Below are 17,449 nucleotides of genomic sequence, written 5' to 3' on the forward strand. Positions count from 1 at the left end.
CTCCCTTCGATGGGTGGGTCACGCGCGTACGCCCTGGGACTCGATGAGCTCGACGGTGTCCCCGATGGTCGTCTCGCCCTGGAGGACGTCGTCGTTGAGGTCGACGCCCAGCTCCTTGTTGATGAGCATGGTCAGCTCGATCAGCGCGAGCGAGTCGAGGGCGAGGTCCTTGTAGGCGATCACCGGCTCGATCTTCGCGGCGGGCACGCCGAGCTGGGAGACGAGCAGATCGGTCAGCTTTTCCTGTACAGCGTTCATGATGGGGCTTTCTTCCTTTGCTTGGCTTGCGTTGATTGCTTGGCGCAGGCGGGTCTCTCCGCGCAGGCGGGGTTACGTCGCGCCGGCGGGTTCAGCCGGCGCCGCGGGGCCCGGCAGTGGTTCGACGGACACCTCGGGCAGCTCCAGGGCCGCGGCCCCCCAGGTGAGGCCCCCGCCGAAGCCGCACAGCAGCACCCGGTGGCCCGGTGCGACCTGGCCCGAGTGCACGGCGTCGGCCAGCGCCAGCGGTATGGAGGCGGCAACGGTGTTGCCGACCCGGTCGAGGTTGACCACCAACTTCTCTTCGGGCAGCCCGAGTTCATTGCCGACGGCGGTCAGGATGCGGATGTTGGCCTGGTGGGCGACAAGCCGGTCGATGGACTCGATGGGCCAGCCGAGCTGCTTCGCCAGCCGACGGGACGACTCGCTCATCCGCGTCACAGCGTTGCGGAACACCGAACGGCCCTGCATGGTGAAGAACTCGTCGCCCGGCGCGGCAAGCCCCTTCGAGCGGTGCTCGGACCCACCGCCCGGCACGGTGATCAGATCGGCCTGGGAGCCGTCACTGGCCAGGTCGAACCCCAGCAGCGCACCGCTGTCCCCCATGCGTCCGGCGCGCAGCACCGTCGCCCCCGCGCCGTCCCCGAAGATCGCCCTGGTCGTACGGTCCTCGGGGTCGAGGATGGTGGAGAAGGTGTCGGCGCCGATCACCAGGGCGCTGTCGGCGATCCCCGCCCGGATCATGCTCGACGCTGTCGCCAGCGCGTACACGAACCCCGTGCACACGGCGGCCACATCGAATGCGGGGATCTCCCCGAGCCCCAGCCGGCTGGCCACTTCGGGCGCCGTGGCCGGGCACGGATGGTCCGGAGTGCTCGTGGCAAGAACGAGCAGGCCCACCGAGTCCGTACCCGCAGAGGCGAGCGCCCTGGCCCCTGCCTCGACCGCGACGTCGGAGGTGGACAGGCCCGGCGGCACCACGAACCGCTGCCGGATCCCGGTGCGGGTCGTGATCCACTCATCGGTGGTGTCGAGTTCCCGGGCGAGGTCGTCGTTGGTGATCCGCGTCGGCGGCAGCCAGCCGCCGAGCCCCGCGAGAACCGCCGCACGTCCACTCACCGTGCGCTCCGGTGCGACGCGGGAACGGCCGTGGTCTCCACGGTGCCTGACGCGACCTCCTCGCCGCTCTGCAGGAAACCGATCCGGAAGCTCTGGATCCCGTCGCGTTCGCGCTCGGGGACCGCGCTGACGGTGACCGGCGCGTCGAGTTCGGCGAACTTGGCGAAGCCGAGGTCGAACCCGACCAGCGTGGTCCCGTCGGCGGGCCGGCCGAGGAGCCGGGCACCGGCGAGCAGTGCGGCCTGCCGCGCGGCCTCGGTGAGCACCATGCCCGGCAGATGGTCCTGCACATGGTCGAACATGCTCGGGTTGTCATTGGGAGTCCGTACGCCGGCGGAGATTCCCTCACCGTCGTGCACGGGGTCGATGAGCAGGGCGTTGACCGGATTGGCGCGCCCGAGGTCCTGAGGGGCGACCGTCGCCGGGACGGTCGCGACGTCGTCGGACAGGACGGGCGGGCTGCCGCGCCGCTTCGACCGGACGAAGGAGTACGTCCCCGACGACAGGTAGCCGACCGCCATGCGCACCTCGCCGACCTCCTCACCGGAGAGCAGGAAGCGGATCTCGTACGTGACGGACCGGGCGGGCGCGGTCGCGTCGGCGGGCCGGTCGGTGGTGACCTGCAGGGTCAGCTCCGCCGGATCGCCGGAGTGCGCGACGAACAGGCGGGGCAGCCGCATGGACCACGACTGCAGGACGAACTTCGTGTCGCCGTCGACACCGAGGTGGGTGTGCGCACCGTAGGTCTCGGCCTGCCGGGCGCACTCCAGGAGCAGGACCGGGTCGACGACCGTGTGGCCGACGTGATCGGTGAAGTACGCGTGCGAGGAGGGGAGTTGGGCTCCGGCGAGAAAGCGCTGCCCGTCCACGGCCGAGGTGTCGGTGAGGAACACCTCCGACAGAGCCCGCCGATGAAGCAGACGCCGGTCGACGGACCGAACGAATCCGAGCTCCTGTGCACCGGGCGCAAAGGTACTTGTGAACACCGTCATCGGCAGGTAACCCCCCTGTCAAAAGCACGGCGGTTCCCCACCGACACTCTCGGAATCTCTTGATCGTCTACGGCCGGACCACCCCGTCCGCGGCCGACGAGAAAGAAACTAGTCATCGGCTCTTTCGTCCCACTGTCGGAGCGTGTAAGGGGCTGACATCCCGCCACCAGGGCCCCTGACCTGGGGCTTTTGAAGGACGTCTGGGCGTTCCGGCCCACCGGGCCCGGCACCTGCCATCCGGTGCTGCGCGCCACCGCTCAGCGTGAGGGCGACGCGAGCATGCCTTTCGCGGCCCTGCGTGTCCGCGCCGGAACGTAGGGTTGTCGGTGGGGAGAGAGATCGTTGGATGGACAGGGGGAAGTTGCAGGTGGGGGGCACGAACGCGGCACAACTGGTGGGCAGGTCCGCCGAACTGGCACGGCTGGACGCCGTGCTCACCTCATTGGGGCAGTCGGGGGTGCCCGCGGTCGTCGACATCGCCGGTGAGCCCGGCATCGGCAAGAGCCGATTGCTCGGCGAAGCGTGCGCCCGGGCTCAGCAGGCCGGTTTCACGGTCTTGCGCGGCCGGGCGACGGAGTACGAACAGCACGTTCCCTTCCAGGCGTTCACCGACGCACTCGCCGATGCCGCTCCCGGCCCGCCGGCCGCTGATCCTGCCCTCGCCGAAGCGGGCGCGGTGCTGCGCGACATCCGGCACGCGCCGGGCGACGCGTCCCACGCAGGCGCCGCTGCCCGCTTCGGGACGCATCGTGCGATCGCCGCCTTTCTCGCGCGCCTGGGCGAGCGCGGCCTGGTGCTGGCCATCGACGACCTGCACTGGGCGGATCCCGCGTCACGGGAACTCGTGGACCACCTGGTCCGCCACCCGGCGCGCGGCCGGGTCCTCCTGGTCGTGGCGCGGCGCTCCCGGCAGACACCGACGTCCTTGACCGCGGCGCTGACGCGCGGCGCAGACAGCGGAGCCGTGCTGCACCTCGCCCTGGAGCCGCTTCCCGAGCAGGAGTCCATCCGGACGCTGGCCTTGGACGTTCCCGAGGACGACGCCAAGCAGCTGTACACCGCCAGCGAGGGCAACCCCCTGTACCTGCACTCGCTGTTGCACGCGTACCGCAACGGGGCGCCGCTGCGCAGCATCACCGCCCATGCCGACGCCACCGACGCGGTCGGCGTGCCCAGCGGGCTCGCCGCGCTGCTGCTCGACGAACTGACCGCGCTGACCGAGCCGCAGCGCGGCATCGTCGAAGCGGTCGCGACCCTCGGTGACCATGCCACGTCCGCCATGCTGGCCGTGGCGACCGGGCTCCCCGTCCCATACGTGGAGGACGAGACCGGCGCTCTGATGGTGCGGGATGTGCTGCGCGCCGGGCCGGGCGGCCGGTGGGCCCTGCGCCACCCGCTGGTGCGGGCGCTGGTCTACGAGAACATCGCCCCGCACCAGCGTGCCGAGGTCCATCGCCGCGCCGCGCAGGAACTGGGCCGCAGGGGTGCTCCCGCCACCGAGCGGGCCCACCACGTCGAACGGTCGCTGACCGACTGGGATCCCCAGGCCGCGGCCGTACTGAGCGAGGCCGCCGCGCAGTTCGCGTCGACCGCCCCGGCCACCGCCGCCCATCTGCTGGACGTCGTCCTCACGCGCATGCCGGACACACCCGCCCACACCCGGCGGCGCGGTGAACTCGTCCTGGCGCGCGCCCGTGCGCTCGGCGTCAGCGGGAACTCCCGGGAGAGCCGCAACCTGTTGCACACCCTGATCGAGGCATCGGGCAAGGACCATCCCGAGCTGCGTACGCAGGCCATCGCCCAGTGCGCCGTCATGGAACGGCACCTCGGCCACTCCCCCGAGGCCACCGCCCTGCTGCGCCGGGAGCTGTCCCGCCATCCTGGCCCTTCCCCCGCCCAAGCGGTCTCCCTGAGGCTCGCCCTCGGCATGTCCGCCCTGCTGACCGCGTCCTACCCCGAGGTACGCGCGGACGTCGCACAAGCCGTCGCCGTCGCGCGCTCCGACGACGACGCCACGGGCGAAGCGGCGGCCCTCGCCCTGGCGGCCCTCGGAGAGGCGTACGAGGGCGAGACGGAAGCGGCCGCCCGGTTCGCCGACGCCGCCTGCCGGCTCGCGGACGGGCTGACGGACCCCGGCCTCACGGATCTGTGCGAGTCACTGGTCTGGCTGGGCTGGGCGGAAGTCGTACTGGAGCGCTACACCGACGCCGAACGGCACATCACCCGGGGCCTCGACATCGCCCGCCGCAGTGGACAGCTCCATGTCCTGCCGCACCTGCTGACGAGCAGGGCCTTCCTCCACCTCAACACCTGCCGCCTGCCGTCCGCGCTGGAGGCGGCCGAGGAAGCGGAGTCCATCGCGCGGGCCGCGGGCAGTGGTGACCTCCTGGCTTTCACCCTCGCCATCAAGACGCTGGTGCTGCTGCTGACCCGTCCGCTGGGGGACGACAGTGCCCTGAGGACCGGTGAGGAAGCCGTCGCGGCAACCAGCGGGAGCAAGGGCTGGTGGTCCGCCCTGGCCTGGTGCATGCTCGGGCACGCGACGTTCGTGAGCGGCGACCCGCACCGCGCCCAAGAGGCCATCATGACGGCGGGCGGGGGCACTGAACTTCCCCTGCTGCAACCGTCGGTCCGTCCCGGCCAGCTGGACACCCTCGCGGCCGCGGCCCTCGCCGCCGGGGACATCGACCAGGCCGGACGCTGGGCCGCACAGGCGGCGCGGGAGGCCGGCCGGCTGGGCCTCGGCGGTCAGCGCGCAGCCGCGCTGCGAGCCGGTGCCTCGCTGGCCGAGCACCGCGGTGACATCAACGAGGCCGTACGTCTCCTCGACGAGGCCACACAGGAATACGTCCACTGCGGCCAGCCCCTGTGGGAGGCGTACTCCCTGCTGCGTGCGGCGCCCTTGGTACAGCGCGCCGGTCAGGGCCCGCGTGCCGCCGCGATGTGGCATCGCGCCCACCGGATCGCCGCCGGCGGCGGCGCACGCCTGCTTGTGGACCTCGCGGAGTTGATTCGCCCTCAGGTGATGGCGGAGGCGACAGCGATGCCGGCGGAGCTGGCAGAACTGACGCCGCGTGAGTTCGAGGTGGCGGGACTGGTGGCGGAGGGCCTGAGCAACCAGGACATCGCCGCCCGGCTCCACCTCAGCCGGCGCACGGTCGAAACGCACCTGTCGTCGATCTACCGCAAGGCCTCCGTACCGTCCCGCTCGGCCCTGGCCGGCCTCATGACCCGCATAGGGCTGGCAGCCGGATCGTAAGTGATCTGCACGAGGTCATGGTTCTGCGGACGCAGCTCACCGACGACCACACGCTGATGGACCCGCAGAGGAATACGTAGCCGGTTACGTGTTTCCACTGAGGCTGCTTCCCTCGCAGCCGTCTACGTTCGGGGAGTCGGACACCGCGAGCGGTTTCGGGGGGAACTGGGTGAAGAGCAACGCCGGGGGCGTGCTGGGGAGTTGGGCGGCCGTCCTGGTGGCGGGGAGTCTGCTGGCCGGCTGTGCGGGTGGTTCGGGAGGGTCGGCAAAGGGGGCGAACGAGGGGGTATCCCGGAAGACCGGGGCGCCCTCGCACAGTCCCTCGCCCGCAACCGGGGCGACCCCTTCCGATGGCCCGAGCGCTCCTTCCGGCTTCACACCCGACGCCGCACGTGTCCCCAGGACCTCGAAGGACGCGCGAAGACTGGTCGACTCCGTCGTGCTCGCCCCGAGCGACTGGGGCCGGGGCTTCGTCGCCCAGAATCCGGCCAGGAGCACTCCGAATACCTGGGCCGTGCTGGACGGCAGCTGCCGCTGGCAGCGGGAGAAGCTCCCCCACGGGGTACTGGCCGGTGTGTCCCGGTACAGCCGACTGCCCGGTGCGGGAGCCAAGGGCACCGTCAAGGTGACAGCCACGGCCACCGCGCACACCTCCGTCCTCGGCGCCGACGAACAGCTCAGCACCACCCTCGAGGAGGTTCTGCGCTGCCCTGAACAGCAGCCCCGGACCGACGAGCGGATCACGGGCCTGATGTCGCTCGGCACCCCCTTCGGCGCCCGCGAGCAGCAGTACGCCGACGACTCCGTACTCGAAGCGGGCGAGTACGTCGAGAAAGGCGGCGGACCCGTGCCGTACCGGTGGATGGTCGCCCGGCTCGGCACGGTCGTCGTCGCCGTCTCCGTGACGGGCGCGAAGGGGCGCCCCCAGCCGGAACTCGATCAACTGGGCGCCACCGCCCTGGCACAGATGCTGACGCGCATCCAGCAGCAGTTGAAGGGGAATTGATGGAACCGCTCCGTACGTCCGACCCGGCCAGGCTGGCGGATTATCGGCTGCTCGGGCGGCTCGGCGCGGGCGGCATGGGTGTGGTGTACCTGGCACGCTCGGTCGGCGGATCACTGGTCGCACTGAAGGTGATCCAGGCCGAGTACGCCGAGGACGCCGGCTTCCGGGAGCGGTTCCGGCGCGAGGCGGACACGGCGCGCCGGATGACCAGCCCCTGGGTGGCATCGCTCGTGGACGCGGACCCCGAAGCGGCTTCACCCTGGCTGGCCACCACCTTCGTGCCGGGGCCTTCGCTCGGTGAGGCGGTCGCCGCGCACGGGCCGTTGCCCCCGCGGAGCCTGCGGGTGCTGGGCGCCCGGCTCGCTCAGGCGCTGGGTGACCTCCACGCCGTCGGTCTCGTGCACCGCGACGTCAAGCCGGGCAATGTGCTGCTGGCACTCGACGGGCCACGGCTGATCGACTTCGGTGTGGCCCGCGATCCGGAGGACACCGCGCTCACGTCGACCGGCATCGTGGTCGGCACCCCGGGCTTCCTGTCACCGGAACAGGCCCAGGGCGGACGGGAATTGGGACCGGCCGCCGATATCTTCTCGTTGGGCTGCGTGCTGGCCTACGCGGCCACCGGCCGCCCTCCGTTCGGTACCGGCACACTCGACGCGCTGCTGTTCCGCGCGGTGCACGACGCGCCGGATCTGGAGGGTGTTCCGCAGGAGCTCGCCGAGGTGGTGGGCGGCTGCCTGGAGAAGGACCCGTCCCTACGACCCACGGCCGAGGCGCTGTCGGGGACCCTCGCGGTTACCGCCCCCGAGCCGGACGTTTCGCCTCCCGACCCACGGGAGGCCCTGCGGGTGCCTTCGCCGTCCTCGGACCGCCCGCCCGGTGCGATCCATCCGATGCCTGAGGGCGAAGCCGAGCGGATGCCCGAGAGCCACGCCCCCGGCGACGAAGCCGACTGGTTGCCCGAGCCGTTGATCCGGCTGATCGCAGAACGGTCCGCTGCCGGGCTCGCGCTTCCCGGCATCGACGACACCGAGGTCGTCCCCGGGGCAAACGGCTCCGGTGCGGCGGGAGCCCCACCGCAGAGCCGCGCCGTCGGCAGACGCCGTTTCCTCCTTCTGGCCGGTGGCGCCACGGCTGTCACGGTCGGAGGCGGCCTGGCCGCCTGGGCGACGCTTTCCGGTGACGGCAAGGACAGGGGCGACGGCTCCGGCCCCCCATCGACGGCCGCCCGGCCCGTGCACACCATTGGGCTGCACGCCGACCTGACCGGTGATCAGAAGCTGGTCGGCCGGGCCCAGGAGAGTGGACTGCGGCTCGCGGTCGACGAGTTCAACTCCCGTAAGGACAAGCCCTTCACCCTCGCCGTGAAGACCGTGGACGACGGCGGCGATCCGGCAAGGGCGCCCGCTGTGGCCAAGCAACTGGTCGCCGACCGTTCCGTGGTGGCCGTGATCGGTCCCACCACGGATGCCACCGCCCAGGCCTCGCTCGCGACGTACGACGCCGCCCTGCTACCCGTGATCGCGGTGTCGCCCGGAGCCACCGTGCTCGCGGTGATGGGCAGCCGGTCCTTCCTCCACGCCCGCGTGACGGACACGATCCTGCCCTTCTACCTCAGCGCGTATCTGCGCGGCACCGCGAAGTCGCGCACGATCGGGATCGTCGACGACCGGGCGGCCGACGCGCACGCCTGGGAGATCAGCAGCACACTCAGCCAGATCCTGAGGAAGGAGAGAACGCCGGCCGTGCCGAAGGTGGTCAGCGCACTGCGGACCGACTTCGGGCCGACCATCGACGCCCTTCTCGACGGCGGCGCGGACTCCCTGGTCTTCGCCGGCCACCACGACCGCGCCGCGCTGCTGGCCCGGGAGCTGAAGAACCGTGAGTTCCCCGGGGCCAAGGCCGCCGCCCAGGGGGCGCTCGACACACGGTTCCTGTCCGCTGCCGGGGATGCGGCCGAGGGCTGGGTGATCGTCGCCCCCGTCATGGACTCCGCCGTGGCTCCCCAGGCCAAGGCGTTCGCGGCCGCGTACCACAAGCGTTTCGGTGCCGAGCCTGAGCGGTATGCCGTCGAGGCGTACGACGTGGCCCGCCTGGCAGCGCAGACCCTCGGCGCGCTGCCCGCGAAGGGCGTCACCCGCAAGAACCTGACGACGGCGCTGCGCTCGGCGACGTACAAGGGGATCTCGAAGAACTTCGCCTTCAACAAGCAGACCGGGGCCCTGACCGTCGACGGCAGCGGGGTCTTCCTGTGGAAGGTCACCGGCGGCCGGTTCCGGTACCAGGGCGTGGCGCCGTACCAGGTGTCCACCTGATGGGGCGCTGATGGAGCCGCTGCGCGGCGCCGACCCTGCCAGGATCGCGGGCTACCGGATGCTGCGCAGACTGGGCGCGGGCGGCATGGGTGTGGTGTATCTGGCACGCTCCGGCGGAGGTTCGCTTGCCGCGGTCAAGGTCATCCGCGGCGCGTACGCGCACGACCCGGGCTTCCGTGCCCGTTTTCGCCGAGAGGTGGAGACAGCGGGCCGGGTCTCCAGCCCCTGGGTGGTGCCACTGCTCGATGCGGACCCGGACGCGGAGTCGCCGTGGCTCGCCACGGCATTCGTGCCGGGCCCCTCGTTGGCGGAGGCGGTGGAGGAGTGCGGGCCGCTGCCGTACGCGTCGGTCCGGTTCCTGGGAGCCCGCCTCGCCGAGGCGCTGGACGCCGTGCACGGGGCGGGTCTGGTGCACCGGGACGTCAAGCCCGGCAATGTGCTCCTCGCGGTCGACGGCCCGCGAATGATCGACTTCGGTATCGCCCGTATGCCGGAGGACACCGCGCTCACCGCCAGCGGGATGGTGGTCGGTTCCCCCGGGTTCCTCTCCCCCGAACAGGCCCAGGGACGGGGCAGGGAGATCGGGCCGGCCAGTGACGTCTTCTCGCTCGGCTGTCTGCTGGCGTACGCCGTGACGGGGATGCGTCCATTCGGCCGGGGCTCGGCGGCCGAAGTGCTGGTGCGTACGGTCCACGACGAGCCGGAACTGGACGGCGTTCCGGCGAAGTTGCTGCCGCTGCTGCGGGGCTGTCTGGTCAAGGACTCCGGCTCCCGCGCCACGGTGGCCGAGATACGGCGGACCCTGGACGAGGCGGATCCCCACGTCGGGACGGGCGAGGGCGGGGGCTGGTTGCCCGAATCGCTCACCCGCTTGATCGCGCGCGGTTCGACGGCCGTCCTTTCCCTGCCCGCCGTCGATGCGACCGAGATTTCCGGGGCGACGACAGCCGGTGCGCGGCCCGGCGACGAGACAGTCCCTGCCCCAGAGGGGGCCCCGAAGGGCTCCACGCGACGCCGCTTCCTGGTGCTGGGCTCGGCCACCGGGGTGCTGGCGGCGGGTGGAACGGCGGCCTGGTGGACCGCGGATCGCTCCGGCCGCGCCGGGGCGCAGGGAAGCCGGACCCGCTCACGGCTTCCGCAGCTCGTCGTCGCCCTGCACGCCGACCTGAGCGGAAACCACCGGACGGTGGGCCGCGCCCAGGAGAACGGCGTCCGGCTCGCCGTCGAACACCTCAACTCCCGCGCCGACCGCGGCTTCGAGCTGACGCTCCAGGTCCACGACGACGCGGGCAGCACGACCCGGGCGGAACGGGTCGCACGGCAACTGGCGTCCGACGACCGGGTCCGCGCGGTCATCGGGCCGACCACCGACGCCTGCGCGAAGGCCGTCCTCGGTCAGTACCAGCGGGCGCTGCTTCCCGTGGTCTCCGTGTCGGTCGGACTCGACGACGTGTCGACCATCGCGCACCGGGTGTACGCGGCCACCCGCCCGTCCGACAGCACCCTGGCGCACCCGGTCATCGCCTACCTCGTGCGCACGGCCCAGGCACGCAGGACGGTCCTGATCGACGACGCGACGGAGGGCGGCTTCAGTGAGGAGATCTGCACAGGCGTCAGTGAGGCCATGCGATCCGGGCGGCACACCACCACCCGGCGCACCCTCGCGGCCGAGGACGACTCGGCCGACGACTTCCGTGCGCTCGCCGAGTCGGTGACCGACTCGGACGCGGTGGTGTTCGCGGGAGGGTACGCGCGTGCCGCGAAGCTGGCCCGTGCGCTGCGTTCCACCGGCTACTCCGGCGCGCGGTTGGCCACTCAGCGCGCCCTCGACCCCCGGTTCCTCACCTCGGCGGGCGACGCGGCCGAGGGATGGGTCTTCTCCACCGCCTTCCTCGATCCGACCCGCGTGGCGGCGGCGAAGCCGTTCGTCACCGCCTACCGCAGACGCTTCAACGGCGCCGCTCCGCCCTGGTACTCCGCCGAGGCGTACGACGCCACACTCTTCGTTGCCCGCGCCATGACCACGCTGGGCGCATCGCACGCCGAACGGGGTGCGATCGTGGACCGGTTGCGCGACACCGACTACCGGGGGATCACCAAACGGCTGCACTACACGGCATCGAGCACCCCCTACAACCTGGACGGGCTGTATCTCTTCCAGGCGTCCGGTGGGCGCTTCGGCTGTCTCGGCCAGTACGAGAACGCCACAGCCTGAACTAGCCGCGAGGCGGGGCTTCATGGACCGTCCGCCGCGACGGGTACCACTCACTGCCCGCCGGGCGGCCCTCCATGTTCCAGCTCCAGGAGAGCGTCGGCGTAATGCGCATGTAGAGGCCAGGGCCGACCATCCCCACCCGCTCGACCGGGTCTTCGGCGCGGCCGTAGACCCGTACGCCCCGTGCGACGAACGGATCGAGGGACACCAGATCGTCGATGACGAGGGCCACCTCGCGGTGGCCTGCCCGGACGTTACGGAACTTGCGGGTCCCTGCGACAGCCGCGCCGGTCCCTCCGACCCAGAAGTACGTGCCGTCGTACTCGAAGGCGAGCGGGACCACATCGGGCTGCCGGCCGTCGGGAGACAGCGTCGCGACGCGGGCGAGCGGCTGTGACCCCATGTAGGCGATCTCATCGTCGGTGAACGACATGGCATCCTCCGGGCGTGTGCGTGAAGGGTCCTCCACCTTCCCTGCGAATGGCATCCCTCCGGATCGACACCAAGCCGACACGCCTGTAGGTGAACCCCGACGGCCGACGCCCGCGACTGGCGGCCCCGAGTCCGGGTCAGTGTCCCTGGTGCGTGAACGCCGCCCAGATCTGCGGGGTGTCGAGGGGTAGTTCGGGGTTCGCCTTCACCAGGTGGGCGAGGGCGGGCGGCACGATCCGGTTCGGGTCGAGCATCCACAGTTGGGCGGCGCGCAGCGCGTCGGCGGGCGATCCGGCCGTCTCCGGCTGTGCGGGCAGTCCCCCGCCGGTGAAGTAGTGGTGGAACATGTACATCACCAGCGACGTACGAACATCGTCGGAGATCGCCCAGAGGGAGCCGACCACCGATGCGGCACCCGCGGTGAGGAACGCCGTGGACAGGGTGAGTGCCTCGTCGTAGTCGGCCAGGGTCAGATCGCTGGTGCAGTTGGCGAGCACCAACAGGCCGCCCGGGGCCCGGGCGTCGCGGCCGTGGGCGAGCGCCTGGATCTCCGCAATGGTCAACGCCTGGGGCGGCGTCGCGGCGGGGTGCAGATCGAGACTCGACCCGGCGGGTGTCGCCCGTGCGGTGGCATGGCAGTTGATGTGGCAGACGGCTGCGCTGGACCCGCCGCGGCCCGGCAGGAACGGGCCTACTGCGGCCGCCGTCGCTGCCCGGGAAGGCGGACGGGTACCGGGGCCGGCGGGCTCGGGCACGTCGTCGACCGGTCCGACGACGGTGGCCTTCGGATAGTGCGCCGCGATAAGCCGCGCCTCGTCGTGCATCACCCGTGTGCCTCCCGGGTCGGCGACGACGACCTGCGTACCGTCCCACGGCAGCCGGGAGCGGGCCGCCACGTCCACGAGCTGCCGCAGTGTGGAGCAGTACGAGATCACCGCCTCCTGGCAGGCATACACGGGGCCCGCGGGACCGTCGGGCAGCCGTGCCGCGTGCCAGGGAACCATCCCCAGCATGCCCACCGGCGACAGGACCAGCCGCGGGAGCCGGTGGGGCCGGCTCGACCGAAAGTGTTCGATCAACGGGGTCATGGCCACCTCACCGGCCCATGAGCAGAGCGGATCCAGGGCCTTGCGCCACCGGTCCGAAGCCCTGCGCACACGCTTCCTGCTGCGCCGGTGGAGCTCCCACATCACGGGCGGATCGTTCTCCGCCGGGAGCACGCCCGGCTCGCGGGTGGCCGCGCTGAACTCCAGGAGCGCCTCGCCGTAGGCGGCCGCCGGCCCGTCGTCCGGGACGGACAGTCCCGGCAGTCGCACACGCTCCACCCTGCCGGTGGCCGTCACGACGAGGGCGTCGCCCGTCCCGTCCGCACCCGGTATCAGATGGACCAGGGCGTCGGCACGGACAGCCCGCAGGGCACGTCCGGTCTCTGACGGCGTGGGTGCGGAGTGGATGAACCGTTCGGCCGGGCCTCCTTCCAGCGCCTGCAGTACGCGCAGCCGCAGTCCGTCGGGAACGGCGAAGGGGGCACCGGACGGCGTTCCGGGGGTTCGCCCGTGGTCTGCCCTCCGCCATTCCTCGGCGAGTTCGGCCCGGCCCGCCTGCTCCAGCAGCTCGGGCACGGTGGCGGCCACGGTCGCCGCGTTCTGTACGAGTCCGCGCCCCAACTCCAGTGCGTCCAGGGCTGCTTCCGTGCAGCCGTCCGTGAGGCACCAGTCGACCAGGCGCATCATGTCGGTGCCGGCCGCGCGGGCGGAGTCGAGGGCGGCCTCGGTGCCGGTCTGGAGCAGAACCGCCCGTCCGTGCGCGGCCAGAACCGACTTGGCCGCCTCACGCGACTGTTCGCGACGGTCCGTGTCCTGCGGACCGTAGGCCCGCAACGCCTCGGCCAGCGCGCGTGTGAGGAGCACCGTGAAGGGGTCACCGGGCCGGGAGTGCACGGCCGTACGCACATCCTGCAGGAGCCCGACCGCCCGCTGAAGGTCCGCCTTGTCGTGCGTCCGTCGGAAGCGGGCGAGCAGCAGGCGTCCGAGGCCGTACCGGCAGCGGGCGCGTGCCCCGTGGAAACCCTGACCCGCCTCGTCCACGGCTGCGGCCAGCAGGTCGATTCCCCGGTCGAGTGAGGTCCGGGCGGGAGAAGCGGCGGCGGCATGGCCGCGTCCGTCCAGCGCGTGGGAATGCGCGCAGAGCACGGCGGCCGCTCGGAGAAGCAGCGGCGCCCGGTGTGCGCTGCTGGGTGAGCAGAGCGAGGCCGCGCGGACGACATCCTCGACCGCCGCGCGCAGGGCTGTGACATCGCCGTTGTGGGCCGCTCGGGTGGCGAGGAACAGACCCGACTCGCTGATCACCGCGGGCAGCAGAGGGTGGTCGGCGGGCAGCGCGGAGGCTGCTTCCGCCAGTGCCCGCACAGCCCGGTCCGCCTCGTCGCCCGGGGGTGCCGCCTGATCCGTGCTCCCGTCCCGCCGGGCGGCGAGCAGACCGACCAGCCCGGAGGCCGCGAGCAGTTCGGCGGCGAAGGTGCCGGGCGGCGCCGGCCGCCCCGGCCGCAGCAGGGCGCCGAGATCAGGCTGTCCCACGGCGGACCCGGCGGCGGGCCGGGCCAGCAGAGTGACGAGTTCGGGGTGGGCGTCGCGGGGGTCCGAACACTCACGCAGCCGCCCATAGACCTCCCGCGCGGCGGCGAGATCCATCCGGTCGCCGAGCAGCAGATGACGGTCGAGCAGCATGCCCGCGAGGAGCATGGCCAGCCGGTCGGCGAGGGGTCTGTCGCTGCCGTCCAGGGTCGCGATCGCCTGCTGGGTCAGGGCGATGGCGTCGGTCAGGTCCGAGGTCCCGCTCTCGTGCAGCCAGCGCCGGTGGAGTGCCAGAGCGTGCACGGCGATGACGGCGGCCGGGCGGTGGCCGTGATCGTGGCTGCCTGGCCGTGCCGGCTGTGTGACGATCTCGATGATTCGGCCGACCGGTTCGGTGAAGGGATAGCCGCTCCCGTCGCCCGGCAGGACCGCCGCCGCGGACAGCGGAATGTCCTCCGGCTCGGCGTCAGGTACGGAAGCGGACATAGGTGCAGTCGCAGGGTCAGGGGTTCGCTCGTGGCCCGGGGTACGCACGGAGCCTGGGGAGCGTACGGAGCCTGGGGAGCGTACGGATGCGTCCTCGCCGTGCGCCACTCCCCGACCGGCACCCCCGGCATCCCCTGTGAAGACGCCCAACAGCCCCTGGAGCAGCCCGGCGTAGCCGGCCGGCCGCAGTCGCTCGGCCCACCGGGCGACGTCGCTGTCCGGCGGCATGTACCGCAGGCCCTCGCGCAGCAGCCGGTCGGCCGACGCGATCTCGGCCGGCTTGGCCAACCCGCGCCGTCCCAGCTCATGGCCGAGTGCCCCTGCCGCCATCAGCAGGAATCCCTTCAGCGGCTGCTCGGTCGGGTCGGTGTGCGCCGATGCCCGGTGGAGCCGGTCCCGCCAGTGCCGGCATGCCCCGTCGTCCAGGTCGCCCCGGCTGCGTACGAAGGTGACCAGGAGCAGCAGTAGTTCGTACACGGGCACAGGCTGTTCACGCCGCTTCGCCGACGTTTCGAGCAGGTGTCTGAGGGTCTGGAGGTCGTCCTCGACGCTGGGGTGGCGGGAGATGTCGGGACCCCTCGACGGCTCCCCCCAGGAGGCGAAGTGGGCCGGGTCGAAGGGGTCGCTGGTCCAGATGCTGTTGGCGAGTGCCCCGATGAAAAGTACGTCGAAATCCGGATCCGGGGCGAAGCTGTCGCCGCCCTCGTGCGCGCGATCGAGCACGATACGGAACCAGCGCACCGATTCCTGGATGAGCGCACGGTCCCGAACCGGCAGCCGGATCGCGTAGCCGATGAGAAGGCTGATCGCCAGCGCACACGCTGCCGCTTCGTAGAGGTCGTCCTCGTAGCCGTAGAGGCCGACGCCGGTCCGCAGCAGGCTGATGGTCAGCTCGTTGTCCTCCCGTACGCCGGGGGCGCCGGCCGCCAGGGCGATCTCGGGGTCCGTCCGGCCCGGCGTCATCGCCCGGCGCAGCAGCTCGTGCAGATGCGGCAGAGCGCGACGGTGCGTCCGTTCGAACAGGGCGAGGGCGAGTCGCAGGCAGGCATCGCCGCGGTCGTTGTCGGCGTCGGGGATGACGTCGATCAGCTCCTGCCCCCGCCGGACCAGGCGGTCGAGCCGCGCATCGTCGGTGCTGCCGGGCAGGAGCATGCTCAGCACTGTCACCAGCGCCAGGAGGATGTTGAGCCGTTCCTGGGCGCGTTCCTCGTCGGTCTCGGGTGGTTCGCCGGTCTCGGGCCGCTCGCCGGGCCCGGACCGCAGGGCAAGAGCGTCCAGTGCCAGGTCGAGATGCTCGGCGGCTTCGCCGAGGTCGCTGTGCGGGGCGGGATTCCCGGGCGTCGCTGCCGTTGTGTTGCCTTCGGCCCGGTCGATGAGCAGAAGCGCCAGATCGACCCGGTTGGCGCGTACTTGGCGGTGCGTGGTGCCCGGATGGTCGATCGCCCTGCGGTGCCACGCGATGAGGGCCACTTCGGCGGCCCGTGCGCCGTCGTGTTCGTAGAGGTGACGGGCGACCATGACGGCCAGATCCGTCGCGTCGCCTCCGTCCGTCGACGGGTCGCGGGTGAGCGGCACCAACAGGTCGAGCACGGGGCCGAGTTCATGGGCCGGCCGCGAGCGCGCGCCGTGGTCGCCGGGCCCGCCGGTCAGGTCGCAGCCGTCGTCGTGCTGGAGAAACTGGAGCAGCGCCAGTTGGAAGGTGACCTCGGGCAGGGGCCCGGAATCGGAAGCGGCGGCGCGGGCTGCCCCGAGCCGGGTGATGGCCCGGCCCCGGTCGGCCGACCTGGCCGCGGTGGGCGGGCCGGGGGCGCGTGAGCGGTCGGCGAGCGCCAACCCCAGGCAGGCGAGCGCCAGTTCGGGGTCGTGGACGAGTCCTGCCTCCGTGCCGTCCACGACAGGTGTCAGGAGCGTAATGATCCGGTCCAGGTCCCCGCTTCGGCGCTCTCCCGGAAGGCTGCGACTACGGTTGAACCGGGCGAGGGCCAGATCGCACCGTGCGTTCACGGCCGCACCGGGCGGCCACCATTCCGCCTCGCCCACAAGCGGCGGGAAGACGGCGTGCCCGTGCGGGGGTAACGGCGCGATCGCGGACTCGAAGAGCTCGATCGCCGTGTCCAGCACGTCCGGGTCGCCGGTCAGGTCGGTCTCGAACTGAGCGCACCGCGCGGCCAGCAGACAGGCCCAGTGGTAGGAGGCGGTGCCGGTGCGGTGCCCGGCCCGCAGGCGGTCGAGCAGGGCGCGCGACTGGACGAGGCCGTCCGGGAGTTCCCCGTCCGGCGCCGGCAAGAGGTCGACGGTCTCCATGGCGTGCAGAAGCAGCAGTTCGGCGATGTCGGCCTCGGTGTTCCAGCGATCCTGACCGCCGGGCTGCAGTACGGCGGCCCGCTCGCGCAGCCGGGCGATCTCCGCCTCCAGCGCTGCGAGGTCGTCGCTCATCGCGGACCAACTCCTCGGCGCGGGCGGAGCGGCAGCGCGCCGCGGACGTCATTTTGTGGTGCAGCCATGGTGGCCCCCGTTCTCCTGCCGCAGCGCCATCACGCAGCCGGAATTCCGTTCCGGTGAAAACCTGGCGCCGCCGGCCACAGTTTTCCCGCAGCACTGCACGGCACTGCGATGTCGTGATTCTGCCCGGTGACGTACGAGCCTGGCAATGCATTACGCACACCGGGGCCACTCCGGTGCATTTCCAGTACGCTCGCGGGAAGAACTTCCGCTGCCTTGAACCGTGAGAGGAGACGATGCATGGACGATATTGATCTTTCGATTCTGACCGACCTCGAATCACATCCCGATG

At 71.8% G+C, this 17,449-nt stretch carries 9 protein-coding genes; 4 read left to right on the forward strand and 5 right to left on the reverse strand.

Annotation, left to right across the window (positions count from 1 at the left end):
- Positions 1-18: 18 nt before the first annotated feature.
- From OHA61_RS07575 to OHA61_RS07585, 3 genes are all read right to left on the reverse strand, one after another.
- Positions 19-258 (reverse strand): phosphopantetheine-binding protein, encoded by a 240-nt coding sequence (locus OHA61_RS07575; RefSeq protein ID WP_324988393.1) that lies wholly within the window; start codon positions 256-258, stop codon positions 19-21.
- Between the two features lie 72 nt (positions 259-330).
- The gene (locus OHA61_RS07580; RefSeq protein ID WP_406302362.1) at positions 331-1,377 is read right to left on the reverse strand and encodes a beta-ketoacyl-ACP synthase III; all 1,047 of its coding nucleotides are present in this window, start codon (positions 1,375-1,377) and stop codon (positions 331-333) included.
- Complete coding sequence (locus OHA61_RS07585) at positions 1,374-2,369, reverse strand: AfsA-related hotdog domain-containing protein (RefSeq protein WP_406302363.1); 996 nt, start codon at positions 2,367-2,369, stop codon at positions 1,374-1,376. Before OHA61_RS07585 ends, OHA61_RS07580 begins: the two co-directional genes overlap by 4 nt.
- A gap of 367 nt (positions 2,370-2,736) precedes the next feature.
- On the opposite strand from OHA61_RS07585, the gene OHA61_RS07590 reads away from it, so the two are divergent.
- The 4 genes from OHA61_RS07590 to OHA61_RS07605 all read left to right on the forward strand — a co-directional run bounded on the left by OHA61_RS07590 (position 2,737) and on the right by OHA61_RS07605 (position 11,164).
- A complete protein-coding gene (locus tag OHA61_RS07590) occupies positions 2,737-5,628 on the forward strand; it encodes an AAA family ATPase (RefSeq protein ID WP_406302364.1) in 2,892 nt (963 codons plus the stop codon).
- Positions 5,629-5,797: 169 nt separating this feature from the next.
- Positions 5,798-6,634 carry a hypothetical protein gene (locus tag OHA61_RS07595; protein ID WP_406302365.1) on the forward strand — a complete coding sequence of 279 codons (837 nt, stop codon included), beginning with the start codon at positions 5,798-5,800 and terminating at the stop codon, positions 6,632-6,634.
- Entirely contained in the window at positions 6,634-8,949 is a 2,316-nt protein-coding gene (locus OHA61_RS07600) for a bifunctional serine/threonine-protein kinase/ABC transporter substrate-binding protein (protein WP_406302366.1), read from the forward strand. Before OHA61_RS07595 ends, OHA61_RS07600 begins: the two co-directional genes overlap by 1 nt.
- Before the next feature lie 10 nt (positions 8,950-8,959).
- Positions 8,960-11,164: a bifunctional serine/threonine-protein kinase/ABC transporter substrate-binding protein gene (locus tag OHA61_RS07605; RefSeq protein ID WP_406302367.1), complete on the forward strand. Its 2,205-nt coding sequence runs from the start codon at positions 8,960-8,962 to the stop codon at positions 11,162-11,164.
- 1 nt (position 11,165) lies between these two features.
- Here the strand turns inward: OHA61_RS07605 and OHA61_RS07610 are convergent, their stop codons facing one another.
- Both OHA61_RS07610 and OHA61_RS07615 read right to left on the reverse strand, forming a co-directional pair.
- A complete protein-coding gene (locus OHA61_RS07610) occupies positions 11,166-11,597 on the reverse strand; it encodes a PPOX class F420-dependent oxidoreductase (RefSeq protein ID WP_406302368.1) in 432 nt (143 codons plus the stop codon).
- A 136-nt stretch (positions 11,598-11,733) separates the two neighbouring features.
- On the reverse strand, positions 11,734-17,091 hold the full coding sequence (locus tag OHA61_RS07615) for a CHAT domain-containing protein (protein ID WP_406302369.1): 5,358 nt from the start codon (positions 17,089-17,091) through the stop codon (positions 11,734-11,736).
- Positions 17,092-17,449: the final 358 nt, after the last annotated feature.

The sequence above is a fragment of the Streptomyces sp. NBC_00885 genome, assembly GCF_045207475.1.
Lineage (GTDB): Bacteria > Actinomycetota > Actinomycetes > Streptomycetales > Streptomycetaceae > Streptomyces.

Coding starts and splice junctions, on each gene's coding strand:
- OHA61_RS07575 (WP_324988393.1), bottom strand. CDS start 258: ATGAACGCTGTACAGGAAAAGCTGACCGATCTGCTCGTCTCCCAGCTC.
- OHA61_RS07585 (WP_406302363.1), bottom strand. CDS start 2,369: ATGACGGTGTTCACAAGTACCTTTGCGCCCGGTGCACAGGAGCTCGGA.
- OHA61_RS07600 (WP_406302366.1), top strand. CDS start 6,634: ATGGAACCGCTCCGTACGTCCGACCCGGCCAGGCTGGCGGATTATCGG.
- OHA61_RS07605 (WP_406302367.1), top strand. CDS start 8,960: ATGGAGCCGCTGCGCGGCGCCGACCCTGCCAGGATCGCGGGCTACCGG.
- OHA61_RS07610 (WP_406302368.1), bottom strand. CDS start 11,597: ATGTCGTTCACCGACGATGAGATCGCCTACATGGGGTCACAGCCGCTC.
- OHA61_RS07615 (WP_406302369.1), bottom strand. CDS start 17,091: ATGAGCGACGACCTCGCAGCGCTGGAGGCGGAGATCGCCCGGCTGCGC.